Raw genomic sequence first — 12,140 nt, forward strand, 5'->3', positions numbered from 1 at the left:
TGTCGGTATCGGCTCTCTCAACTTGCGTGCCGGTTGGCGAGCATGGGTGCCCAGGTCTCGTCCAGGGCGGCCGTCTCGGCGCCGTGGAGTCGACTGGCCTCTACTACTGCACGAGAATCCTTCGCCGCGAGATCGATGAGACGTTCGGCGGCGCGGCGAACATCGACGTGGTGCCTGCGCGCCACATCCATCAGTTCGTCGAACGCTGCGTCGCCACTGTATCCGCGGCACTCGATCAAGATGTGCTCCGCCGTGGCCAGTACGTCACGCTCGGTGCGCTGCTGTCGTAGGGGCTGTGATCGTAGATCGACTACGTTGTGGGACATCGGTTCTCTCTTCGAAAGTGGTTGCAATCGAGCGCCGATCGAGGGATTGCCTCGACTCGATGCCGAATCATCGTGTGATAGCAGTATTCCCACTGAATGTCCGGTCGAATCCGGACGGAGACAAGTACATCGAGCAGCGAACAGAGGTGTGAGGATCCGACCGGACATTCCGGCCGATTCGCTGCAGGCGTCGTCGAGGTTGTGTGAGGGCAACATCGTCCACCGCGACACCCATAGTGTGGTCCTACCTTGCCTCGGGAAGGAAGGCGCGAAAATCGCGAAAGCCGAATGGGGTTGAGTCTCGAGTTTCCGCGCGGCGGCGAATCCCTGCGTCGGCTGCGTGCTCAACCTTTGCTTAGGATAGCGTGCCGCGCATGTTTCGGCAATGAAACTGCCGAGTAACGAGTGGAAATGTGTTGTCACTCAGCAAAGGGCATACCGTTGTCGCCTACTATTTCGCGGCTCGAAACACGACGATCTGCTCGCGGGACTGCCCGGGCTCGATGAGGCCGCGCTCCTCGAGCATCTTCCGCCGTCCCTCGAGAACCGGCCCGAAGGGAATTTCTGCCGTGGCTGCTAACTCGACCCTCAAATTCTGCTCTTCGAGCATCGTCTGGGTCTTCTCGATCCCACTGAGCGCGGATTGGGTGAGGAGGAGTACCCCACCGGGCGCCAGCACGTCCGGTGATTGAGCGCAGATCCTGTCGAGCAGGGCGCGACCGTTCTTGCCCGCGTCCCACGCCCGGGCAACACCTCGCGCGGGAAGGGCGTCGTCGTGTGCGGGAACGTACGGCGGGTTGGACACGATGAGGTCGAATCGCTCGGACCGGATCGACTCGGTGAGGTCGCCGCGGAGAACCCGAATCGGGAGTCTCCTCGTCAGCGCGTTGAGCCGGATGCTGAGCACTGCGCGGAGCGACACGTCCACCGCGGTGACCGATCCGGCACCGGCCTCAGCTGCCCGGACGCTCAGGGCGCCGGTGCCTGCACAGAGGTCGAGAACGCGTGAGGAAGGCCCTAGCTCCTCGGATGCGATCACGTCAGCCAGCATCTCCGTATCGTCCTGTGGGCGATAGACTCCAGGAAGACGTAGCAGCATCTGGGCTCCTTGGTCGGTGAGAGTACGAGGTGAGTCCGAAGTCTGTCACCGGGCACTCTCGGCAATGTCGAGTCGAACGGCAGTGTCGATTGGGGTCCAATTACCCGGGACGCGCCCGAATCAATCAGTTCCGTGTTTACGGCGCGCGAGCGCACCGTCGACCTGGCACGATCGACAAGGTGAGCTACAGCCAGCAGTTGCGGAATCTAGCGGCCCGGCACGGCGTGGCGACGTCGTACGAGGGATGGGACGAGCAACGTCACGGGGTCGGGGACGAGACACTGCGCACCGTCCTCGCGGCGATGGATGTCCCGGCCGACACCGACGTCGAGGTCGAGGATGCGCTCGCAGAGTGCGAACTGGCGCCTTGGCGGCGTGTACTGCCACCGGTCGTCGTCGGAGTGCAGGGCACCGAGGCACGCTTCGTCGTCCACGTGCCGCACGGCGACCCCGTCACCGTCACGATCGTCACTGAATCCGGCGACGAGGTCGCGGCGCGGCAGCTCGACGTGTGGGTCGATCCGCGAGAGGTCGATGGCGCCCTGATCGGTCGCGCGACTTTCGCCGTCCCCGCCGACGTGCCCTCGGGGTGGCACGAGATCCGCGCGTCGACATGGAGCGACGGGACGGAGCCGTCCGACGCTACGTCCGAGTCGTGCACGCTCGTCGTCACGCCGGCCCGGCTGTCGACATCGGATTCTCTCAGCGACCGGCAACGGTGGGGAGTCCTTGCCCAGCTGTACTCGGTGCGTTCCCGGCGCTCGTGGGGTCTCGGCGACTTCGGGGACCTGGGGGAACTGGCCACAATCTTCGGTTCCGTGCACGGCGCCGACTACGTTCTGGTAAATCCGCTGCATGCGGCGCAACCGCAGCCCCCGGTCGAGGCGTCTCCCTACCTGCCGACCACGCGTAGGTTCGTCAATCCGCTGTACATCCGCGTCGAGAACATCCGGGAGGCCGCGTACCTGCCCCGTCCGCACTACGCCCGTATGCGTGAGGCGGCGGCCCGTTTCGAGCGGGCCAACGGCAAGGCCGATCGGATCGACAGGGACAGGTCCTACCGCGCCAAGCTTCGGACACTCGAGCGGGTGTTCCGAGTCGAGCGCAGCGCGAGTCGGCAGCAGGCGTTCGACGAATTCCGCCGCACCGAAGGAGACGGGCTCCGCGACTTCGCAACCTGGTGCGCCCTCGCCGAGAAATTGTCTCCGCGGGACCCGCGATGGCAGACGAAGGCTGCCTCGCCCGACACCGAATGGGTGCGAGCGCAACGCGACAAGCTCTCCGACCGGATCGAATTCCATTCTTGGTTGCAGTGGATCTGCGACGAACAACTCGCCGAGGCTCAGCACGCTGCCCGCGCGGCAGGCATGGACATCGGTGTCGTGCACGACCTGGCGGTCGGTGTCCAGCATGGCGGAGCGGACGCCTGGTCGCTCCGATCCGCTCTCGCGGAAGGTATTACGGTCGGCGCTCCACCTGACGACTTCAACCAGCAGGGCCAGTCCTGGGATCAGCCGCCCTGGCGGCCCGGTCGGCTCGCCGAATTGGGCTATGCCCCCTATCGCGACATGCTGCGCACCGTGCTCAAGCATGCAGGTGGGCTGCGCGTCGACCATATCCTCGGCCTGTTCCGACTGTGGTGGATACCGGAGGGTGCAGCGTCACCGGCGGAAGGGACCTACGTCACCTACGACCACGAAGCCCTCATCGGGATTCTGGTTCTCGAGGCGGAACGCGCGGGGGCCGTCGTCATCGGCGAAGACCTGGGTGTCTTCGAGCCGATGGTGCAAAAGTATCTCGCCGAACGCGGCGTGTTGGGGACCTCGATTCTGTGGTTCGAACGCGACGACGACGGCCCCATTCCGCCCGAGAAATACCGTTCCCTGTGTCTGACTTCCGTGACGACGCATGATCTTCCACCGACAGCCGGGTATCTCGCGGGCGAGCACATCGAATTGCGTTCGCGGCTGGGCCTTCTCGAGCGGGACCTCGAATCCGAGAAGCAGCACGACACGCGTCAGCGAGAATCCGTTCTGCAGATGGCCCGGGACCGCGGGCTGTCGGAGGACGGCGCGTCGATCGAGGACACCGTGAAGGCGTTGTACGCGTTGATCGGCCGGAGTCCCTCCATGTTGCTGGGAGTTGCACTCGTCGACCTCGTCGGCGAGCACCGCATCCAGAATCAACCAGGCACGGGCGATGCCCAGTACCCGAACTGGAAGATTCCCCTGGCAGACGGCTCAGGTAAGGCGGTTCCTCTCGAGGACCTGGCGCGGGCCGACTACAGCTACGTCGAATGCGAGGCGGTCACAGCGCAAGGGCACTCCTGACTCTGGCTTGCGTCAACACGTGCATTCCTTGACGGGGGCTGCGGTGATGCCTGAACGGGTGCCGCCTCGGCGGCTGTCGGGATGGTGAGAGCGACGGTCGCCGGCGACGGTCCGTGGTGACGCGTGTCCGGTGTGGACCGGTCAGAGCGCCCCGCTCGGGGCGCGGTATGCATCCCTGGGCGCAAAGCTCGTGAAAAAGTTGGCGAACCTGCAATTGCGGCAGTGATTCGAAAACCGGCGCCGGGGTATTCGGATTCTGTCACCGGTCGGTCAGGAAGTGCGCCGACGCCGAAAGAGAGGCGTTGGGTGCGAGTGCTGCCCCACGCCTCACCGCGGAGAAAGTGGGGTGCGCCGTGCTGATAGACGTTCCGCGGTTCGTCGTGGGGGTGCGACGATGAGCTTGCGACCACTCGACAGCGCACGATCGGACGTACCCGGCTCCAGCCGCGGTCCGTCGGTCGGAGTGGAGGAAGAATTCTTCCTCGTCGACGCGTCGACGAACCGAATGCTCGCGTGCAATCGGGAGGTCGTCGACAGTGCCCGAAGCCTGGGCGGCACGCTCGATCTGGAGCTCAAGACGAGCCAGGTGGAGACCAACACCCCGGTCTGCCGGGGAATGCGCCAGTTGTACGACCAGATCGCGGGGGCTCGCTCGGTTGCGGCGGCGGCAGCGACCCAGCATGGGGCGGCCCTGTTGTCCACGGGGGTGCCGCCGGTGTGCGGCGAGTTCTCGACGGTCACCGATGTACCCCGTTACCAGCGGATGGCCGAGCGGTACGGGTCTCTCGTGTCCGAGCACGAGGTGTGCGGTTGCCACGTGCACGTGGCGATCAGTGACCGCGAGACCGCGGTGCAGGTGTGCAATTATCTGCGGCTCTGGCTGCCGACTCTCCTCGCGCTGACCGCGAACTCTCCGATCCATCGAGGCCGCGACACCGGATTCGCGAGCTGGCGGGCGGTGCTCGGAGGCAGATGGGCGTGCTCGTGGGCACCCCCGTACTTCACATCGGCCGATCACTACGACTCGGTGGTCGGCGTGATGATCGAATCCGGGGGCATTCTCGACGAGGCGATGGTGTACTGGGACGTCCGCCCCTCCGCGCACCTTCCCACCGTCGAGGTCCGGGTCAGTGACGTGCCCGGCACTGTCGACGAAACGGTGGTCGTGGCCACGCTGATTCGTGCCCTGGTCGCAGCAGCGGAGCGTTCGGTACATGCCGGACGGCTAGCGCTTCCGGTGGCTCCCGAAGTGCTGCGGGCCGCATATCTGCGTGCCGCGCGCGAAGGCGTCAGCGGGCAATTGCTCGACATCACCTCTTCGCGGTTGACCTCACCTGCGCGCCAGCTGTCCTCGCTGATCCGTCACGTGCAGACGGAACTCGACGAGTTCGGTGAACGCAGCAGGGTGGAGAAGATGATGAAGAAGATCCTGTCTCAGGGCAACGGCGCTACGCGGCAGCGGGAGGCGTTCTCCCGGCGACAGGACGCGGCTGACGTGGTGTCGGTCGCAGCTCGCTGCACGCTCGCGGGTTCGTGGCCCGCTGCGATCCGCGAGCATGACACCGTTCATTGAAGACCGACACCGCACGCAATACACCACACGGTGACATCGGGGAAGGAAATCGACGTGGCCGAACGTAAAGCTTCCGTCTTCGAGGTGGAGCACGAAGTCGATGCCGACACGATCCGGAAGGCGCAGCGGGCGGTCGCGTCGCGATCGCGCGATGCCCACGATTGCAAGGATCTGTTGTCGATCCTCGGGATCCTGCACATCACACCGGCAACGGAGTGACACAGCGGCTTGCGCAGGAGCTGAAAACGTGTCGGTGAGCGGGGATAGGGTGCGCCCATGGCACTCGAACTCGGCATGATCACCTTCGACAGCACAGATCCCGGACCCCTGGCCACCTGGTGGGCGGAGCAGACTGCGGGCACCGTCGAGCAGGAGAACGACGGATGGTTCTATGTCGTCACGCTTCCGAACTCGCCGTACAAGCTCGCCTTCCAGAAGGTGGACGACCCCACGCCGGGGAAGAATCGCATTCACCTCGACCTGACGTCCGAGAATCTCGACGGCGAGGTGGGCAGACTGACCGCCGGGGGCGCGACGGAGGTGGCGCAACGTGAGATGGGCGGGTTCCGCTGGGTCACCCTCGCCGATCCAGACGGCAATCAGTTCTGCGTCTCGGGTCCCCACAGCTAACACCGCGTCCTGCATGATTGGCTCCATGCATTCCACTACGTGGGCCGACGCCCAGGGCCTGTGCACCTTCGTCGATGCGTCACCGTCGCCTTTCCATGTGTGCGCGACGGTGTCGATGTTGCTGTCCGGCAACGGATTCACCGAGCTGCACGAGACGGACTCATGGCCCGGCGAACCTGGCCGCTACTTCCTGGTTCGCGGCGGATCGCTCATCGCCTGGAGCACCGAGAGGGTCGGGCGGACGGCGCCGTTCCGCATCGTCGGCGGGCACACCGACAGCCCGAACCTGCGCGTCAAGCAGCATCCCGATCTGTGGTCGGCCGGGTGGCAGATGGTGGGTCTCGAGCCGTACGGGGGTGCGTGGCTCAATTCGTGGCTCGACCGCGACCTGGGTATCTCGGGACGCCTGAGCGTGCGGGTCGGCAACGTGGTGGAACAGAAACTCGTCCGCATCGACCAACCGATCCTGCGGGTCCCGCAGCTCGCGATTCACCTGTCGGAGGATCGCAAGGGAGTGCATCTCGACCCGCAACGACACCTCAACGCGGTCTGGGGTGTCGGTTCGGAGCGTCGATCCTTCATCGACTTCGTCGCGGACCGGGCCGAGGTGCCTGCCGATTCGGTGCTCGGCTGGGAACTGATGACCCACGACCTCGCGCCCAGTGCGGTGGTCGGGACGGATGAGGATCTCGTCAGCGCGCCGCGGCTCGACAACCAGGGCACCTGCTACGCCGGAACCCAGGCGCTGCTCGCCGCCGCCGAGTACCCGGCAGGTGATCACGTGCCCGTGCTCGCGCTCTTCGATCACGAGGAGGTCGGGAGTATGTCGGATCGCGGCGCGTTCTCGGACCTCCTCAACACCGTTCTCGAGCGCATCGTGCTCGGCCGGGGTGGCGGGCGCGAAGAATTCCTGCAGGCCATGGCCGGCTCGGTGTGTGCGTCGGGCGATATGGCGCACGCCACCCACCCCAACTATCCGGACCGCCACGAACCCGCACACCAGATCGCCGTCAACGCCGGGCCGGTCCTCAAGGTCAATCAGAATCTGCGCTACGCCACCGACGCGGCGGGCGCAGGAGCGTTCGCGCTGGCGTGCGATCAGGCCGGCGTGCCGTTGCAGAGGTATGTGCACCGCGCCGATCTGCCGTGCGGGTCGACCATCGGCCCGATCACCGCCTCACGAACCGGTCTGAGCACCGTCGACGTCGGTGCCGCTCAGTTGGGAATGCACTCGTCCCGGGAGCTGATGGGTGCCCGCGACGTGCGGGCATACTCCGACGCCCTTGCGGCGTTCCTCACACCGACAACCTGATGCCGGGCAGGCCGGTGAGCGCCAGGTCGATGGCGGAAGAAGGTGCCGGATAGACTGACGTACGGCTCGTCGCCACCCGGCTCACCGGCCGGCCCTGACTCCGGCTTGCCGCTCTTGACTCCCGTAGGGAAGGGACCACACCTCCAGTGTCAGCACACCCGGTCGATACCGTCACCGCCGCCGCCGCGAACCCCGAAGTCGCGCAGCCTTACAAGGAGCTCGGCCTCAAGGACGACGAGTACGCCCGTATCAAGGAGATCCTGGGCCGGCGCCCCACCGAGGCCGAGCTGGCGATGTACTCGGTGATGTGGAGTGAGCACTGCTCGTACAAGTCTTCCAAGGTGCACCTGAAGTACTTCGGTGAGACCACCACCGACGAGATGCGTTCCTCGATGCTCGCCGGTATCGGGGAGAACGCCGGCGTGGTCGATATCGGTGACGGCTGGGCCGTCACCTTCAAGGTCGAAAGCCACAACCATCCGTCCTACGTCGAGCCCTACCAGGGTGCGGCCACCGGTGTCGGCGGCATCGTCCGCGACATCATGGCCATGGGCGCGCGGCCCATTGCCGTCATGGACCAGCTGCGTTTCGGTGCGGCGGATGCCCCCGACACGCGGCGCGTGGTCGACGGTGTGGTGCGCGGTGTCGGTGGCTACGGCAACTCGCTCGGGCTGCCCAACGTGGGCGGCGAAACCGTGTTCGACGAGTCGTACGCCGGAAATCCTCTGGTCAACGCCCTGTGTGCTGGTGCCATGCGCGTCGAGGATCTGCATCTCGCCTTCGCCTCGGGTGCCGGTAACAAGATCATTCTGTTCGGTGCCCGCACCGGACTCGACGGCATCGGCGGCGTGTCCGTGCTTGCGTCGGAGACGTTCGACGGCGACGAGAGCGGGGACGAAGCCGACGGCGGAGCATCGAAGAGCAGAAAGAAGCTCCCGGCGGTGCAGGTGGGTGATCCGTTCACCGAGAAGGTGCTCATCGAGTGCTGTCTCGAGCTGTATGCCGCCAAGCTCGTGGTCGGTATCCAGGACCTCGGTGGTGCCGGACTGTCCTGCGCCACGTCCGAGTTGGCCGCGGCGGGCGACGGCGGCATGCACATCGACCTCGAGCAGGTCCCGATGCGCGCGACGGGCATGACGGCGGCGGAGGTGCTGTCCAGCGAGTCGCAGGAACGTATGTGTGCCGTCGTGACTCCCGAGAACGTGGATGCGTTCATGGCCGTGTGCAAGAAGTGGGACGTTCTCGCCACGGTGATCGGCGAGGTCACCGACGGTGACCATCTCACCATTTCCTGGCACGGCGAAACCGTCGTCGACGTGCCGCCGCGCACCGTCGCCCACGAGGGCCCTGTCTACGAGCGTCCCGTGCAGCGGCCCGCGAGCCAGGATGCGCTGGTCGCGAACACCACGGCGGGGCTGAAGCGGCCCGAGTCCGCCGACGAGCTGAAGGCGACGCTGCTGAAGATGATCGCGTCGCCGGCGCTGTGCAGCCGGAAGTGGATCACCGAGCAGTACGACCGTTACGTCCGCGGCAACACGGTACTGGCCGAAAATGCCGATTCCGGTGTCATCCGGATCGACGAGGAGACGGGCCGCGGCATCGCCCTGGCCACCGATGCGTCCGGTCGCTACACCGCACTCGACCCGTACACCGGAGCGCAGCTGGCACTCGCCGAGGCGTTCCGCAACGTTGCCGTCACCGGAGCCACCCCGAAGGCCGTCAGCAACTGCCTCAATTTCGGATCCCCGGAAGACCCGGGCGTGATGTGGCAGTTCCAGCAGGCCGTGCGCGGTCTGGCCGATGGCTGCGCCAAGCTGGGCATTCCCGTCACCGGTGGCAACGTGAGCTTCTACAACCAGACCGGTTCCACGCCGATCCTGCCCACCCCGGTGGTCGCGGTGCTCGGCGTCATCGACGACGTGCACCGGCGCATCCCCACGGGCCTCGGTCTCGAACCCGGTGAAACGCTGATCCTGCTCGGCGAGACGCGCGACGAATTCGACGGTTCGATCTGGTCGCAGGTCGAGCACGGACATCTCGGCGGCGTTCCCCCGCGGGTCGATCTCGACCGCGAGCAGCTTCTCGCCGACATCCTTCTGGCGTCGTCGCGTGACGGGCTGGTGTCTGCCGCACACGATCTGTCGGAGGGTGGCCTCGCGCAGGCTGTCGTCGAGGCCGCGCTCGCCGGTGAAACCGGTTGCCGCATCCTGCTTCCCGACGACGCCGATCCGTTCGTCACCTTGTTCTCCGAGTCGTCGGGCCGCGTGCTCGTCGCCGTCCCGCGTACGGAAGAAACTCGCTTTACCGGAATGTGCACGGCACGTAACCTCCCGTGGGTGCGCATCGGTGTGGTGGACGAAGGCTCCGACTCCGTGGAGATCCAGGGACAATTCTCGATCACCCTTGCCGAACTGCGGGCGACGTCAGAAGCGACCCTGCCGGCGTTGTTCGGGTGATGCGTGGTCGAATCGGGGGCGCTGGACAGGATTGACACCGAGCCGCGGGAACGCCCGCGGCTCGGTGGATCGATCCGTCTTCGCGACTCCCGGCTCGAAAGATTGTGGCGTCTACTGCGTCTCGACGTCACCGGCATCGCCTGTGCGACGCTGTTCTTCTGCTGGTCGCTCACGCCGTCGTTGCTGCCTCGCGACTGGCTGTTCCAGGGTCTGATCGGGGGGATCAACGCCGCGATCGGCTACGCGTTCGGTACGGCGCTCGGTTGGGCCGTGCGCCGGTACTTTTTGCGACGCAAGGCGTGGTGGCCGCTGCCGGAGTCACGGTCCACCACGATCACGGTATTCGTCACGGTCACCTCCGTGGTGGTGAGCCTGGTGATGCTCGGGTACTCGGCGGCGTGGCAGCGGGAGATCGCCGGCCTCATGGGCGCCGAGGGCACCTCGACCACGGGATACATCCGTACCGGTGGGCTCAGCTTGCTGGTCGGTGGGGCCATCGTCTCGGGGTGGCGGCTGCTGCGCGAGTTGGTGCGATGGATAGCGGGCCGTTTGATCCGGCGCTGGCACCTCGCAATTCCCACCGCCACGACAGCGGGCATCCTCATCGTCACGGTGTTGTTCCTGCTCCTCGTCGACGGGGTTCTGGTACGCGGCATCTATGCCGTCGCCAATCTCGGGTTCAGCCTGCAGAATTCGTCCACCCGGGACGGTGTCGTCCAGCCGGTCGACCCCGAAAAGTCGGGCAGCCCGGCGTCGTTCGCGCCGTGGGACACGCTCGGGTACGAGGGCCGCAACTTCGTCTCCCGGGGGCTGGACGCAGCCGGACTCACTGCAGCGAACGGCACACCGGCCGTAAACCCGATCCGTGTCTATGCCGGCCTCGAGACGGCCGAGGACGCGGAGGCCCGCATGGACATCGTCATCGACGAACTCGAGCGGACCGGGGCATTCCAGCGCGAGGTGCTGGTGATCATTCCGACCACGGGAACGGGATGGGTGAATCCCACTGCAGCGCAGGCTATCGAGCTCGTTCACAACGGAAACACCGCGTTGGTGGCCAGTCAGTATTCCTTCCTGCCGAGTTGGGTGTCCTTCCTCGCCGACCGAGACAAGGCCGCCGAGGCGGGAAGGCAACTCATCGGCCGGGTGCACGAACGTTGGCTCCAGGAGCCCGAGGCAACCCGTCCCAAATTGCTGGTCTACGGCGAGAGTCTCGGGACTCAGGCGGGGGAGGGTGCCTTCGACACGCTGACCGACATCCGGCAGACCGTCGACGGTGTGCTCTGGGTCGGCCCGCCCAATGCAAACCGCTTGTGGGGGCAGTTGATCGAGCGTCGTGACCCCGGCACCTCTGAGGTGGATCCGGAGTACTCCGCGGGTCTGGTGGTGCGATTCGCCGACGACGCCGCCGACATGGTCGACAACACCGGGGAGTGGCTCTCTCCCCGGATCCTCTACGTGCAACACGCATCCGATCCGGTGGTGTGGTGGTCGCCGGACCTCGCGTTCACCAGACCGGACTGGTTGAAGGAACCGCCGGGCGACGACCGCTCACCGTCGATGAAATGGTTTCCCTTCGTGACGTTCTGGCAGGTGTCGGCCGATCTCACCAACGCGGCCGGAGTTCCGGACGGGCACGGTCACAATTACGGGACGCTGGTGCTCGACGGGTGGGTCACCGTTGCTCAGCCCGAGGGATGGACACCGCTCGACACCATGCGGGTCCGGACGGCCCTCGACATGCTTGCCGGTAGCGAGGGTCCCGAGAAGTGAGCAGATCGTCGTCCGTGTTGGTGGCAACGGCGGTCGTGGTGTGGAACAACGGGATACTTCCGCGGTGCGGGTGGGGGCCGTACGGGCGCGCGGTCGCCGGCGCCGCAACGGCGCTGACAGCGGTGGGAGTGGCGCGCGCCGCCGGGTACAGCCGGAACGAACTAGGGGTGTCCCCTTCCACAGTGCCTGCGGGACTGCGATACGGCGCGGCGGCCGCTCTGATCCCGGTGGTCGCAGGTGCCACGGCCGTAGTGGCGCAGCCGTGGCGAAGTGGGATACCGCGCGCAGCGTATTCCGCGGACTTCTACGGCTGGGTCGGTTTTCGGATACCCGTGGGCACGGTGGTCGCCGAGGAACTGCTGTTCCGCAGCGTCCTGAGCGCCGTCCTGCAACGGGTGTGGTCACCGCGGACCGCGCGTGCGTTGCATGCGGTGACGTTCGGACTCTGGCACGTTCGGGCCGCCCGACTCGCGCACGAGAGTGTCCTCGGCACGGTGATCGTCACCGCCGCATCGGGGGTGTTGTTCGAAGAGCTGAGGCGCCGGAGCGGCAGCGTCGTAGCGCCCGCACTGCTGCACCTTTCGGTCAACGTCGCCGGCGCGGTGGCCGCCCGGGCCGCGGAACCCGGACCAGTAGATTGA

10 protein-coding genes are annotated in these 12,140 nt (G+C 66.2%); 8 read left to right on the forward strand and 2 right to left on the reverse strand.

What is annotated here, in order from left to right:
* Positions 1–17 precede the first annotated feature (17 nt).
* On the reverse strand, positions 18–326 hold the full coding sequence (locus CBI38_RS37740) for an ANTAR domain-containing protein (RefSeq protein ID WP_162603184.1): 309 nt from the start codon (positions 324–326) through the stop codon (positions 18–20).
* Positions 327–777: 451 nt separating this feature from the next.
* Positions 778–1,425, reverse strand: coding sequence for a HemK2/MTQ2 family protein methyltransferase (locus CBI38_RS05910; protein WP_109327163.1), 648 nt, complete (start codon positions 1,423–1,425; stop codon positions 778–780).
* A 179-nt stretch (positions 1,426–1,604) separates the two neighbouring features.
* Between CBI38_RS05910 and malQ the strand changes: the two genes are divergently transcribed.
* The 8 genes from malQ to CBI38_RS05945 all read left to right on the forward strand — a co-directional run bounded on the left by malQ (position 1,605) and on the right by CBI38_RS05945 (position 12,140).
* Positions 1,605–3,755 (forward strand): 4-alpha-glucanotransferase, encoded by a 2,151-nt coding sequence (gene malQ / locus CBI38_RS05915; protein WP_109334884.1) that lies wholly within the window; start codon positions 1,605–1,607, stop codon positions 3,753–3,755.
* A gap of 394 nt (positions 3,756–4,149) precedes the next feature.
* Positions 4,150–5,328, forward strand: coding sequence for a carboxylate-amine ligase (locus tag CBI38_RS05920; RefSeq protein ID WP_109327175.1), 1,179 nt, complete (start codon positions 4,150–4,152; stop codon positions 5,326–5,328).
* Between the two features lie 54 nt (positions 5,329–5,382).
* Positions 5,383–5,547 (forward strand): hypothetical protein, encoded by a 165-nt coding sequence (locus tag CBI38_RS38340; protein ID WP_204164878.1) that lies wholly within the window; start codon positions 5,383–5,385, stop codon positions 5,545–5,547.
* A gap of 57 nt (positions 5,548–5,604) precedes the next feature.
* Positions 5,605–5,958, forward strand: a complete 354-nt coding sequence (locus tag CBI38_RS05925; RefSeq protein WP_109327181.1) for a VOC family protein — start codon at positions 5,605–5,607, stop codon at positions 5,956–5,958.
* A 25-nt stretch (positions 5,959–5,983) separates the two neighbouring features.
* Positions 5,984–7,270 (forward strand): M18 family aminopeptidase, encoded by a 1,287-nt coding sequence (locus tag CBI38_RS05930; RefSeq protein ID WP_109327193.1) that lies wholly within the window; start codon positions 5,984–5,986, stop codon positions 7,268–7,270.
* 146 nt (positions 7,271–7,416) lie between these two features.
* Positions 7,417–9,726 carry a phosphoribosylformylglycinamidine synthase subunit PurL gene (gene purL / locus CBI38_RS05935; RefSeq protein WP_109327194.1) on the forward strand — a complete coding sequence of 770 codons (2,310 nt, stop codon included), beginning with the start codon at positions 7,417–7,419 and terminating at the stop codon, positions 9,724–9,726.
* Between the two features lie 3 nt (positions 9,727–9,729).
* Positions 9,730–11,499, forward strand: coding sequence for an alpha/beta hydrolase (locus CBI38_RS05940; RefSeq protein WP_109327199.1), 1,770 nt, complete (start codon positions 9,730–9,732; stop codon positions 11,497–11,499).
* On the forward strand, positions 11,496–12,140 hold the full coding sequence (locus CBI38_RS05945) for a CPBP family intramembrane glutamic endopeptidase (protein WP_109327212.1): 645 nt from the start codon (positions 11,496–11,498) through the stop codon (positions 12,138–12,140). Before CBI38_RS05940 ends, CBI38_RS05945 begins: the two co-directional genes overlap by 4 nt.

Source organism: Rhodococcus oxybenzonivorans, from assembly GCF_003130705.1.
GTDB classification, from domain to species: Bacteria; Actinomycetota; Actinomycetes; order Mycobacteriales; family Mycobacteriaceae; genus Rhodococcus_F; species Rhodococcus_F oxybenzonivorans.

Coding starts and splice junctions, on each gene's coding strand:
- CBI38_RS05925 (WP_109327181.1), top strand. CDS start 5,605: ATGGCACTCGAACTCGGCATGATCACCTTCGACAGCACAGATCCCGGA.
- CBI38_RS37740 (WP_162603184.1), bottom strand. CDS start 326: ATGTCCCACAACGTAGTCGATCTACGATCACAGCCCCTACGACAGCAG.
- CBI38_RS05930 (WP_109327193.1), top strand. CDS start 5,984: ATGCATTCCACTACGTGGGCCGACGCCCAGGGCCTGTGCACCTTCGTC.
- CBI38_RS05920 (WP_109327175.1), top strand. CDS start 4,150: ATGAGCTTGCGACCACTCGACAGCGCACGATCGGACGTACCCGGCTCC.
- CBI38_RS05910 (WP_109327163.1), bottom strand. CDS start 1,425: ATGCTGCTACGTCTTCCTGGAGTCTATCGCCCACAGGACGATACGGAG.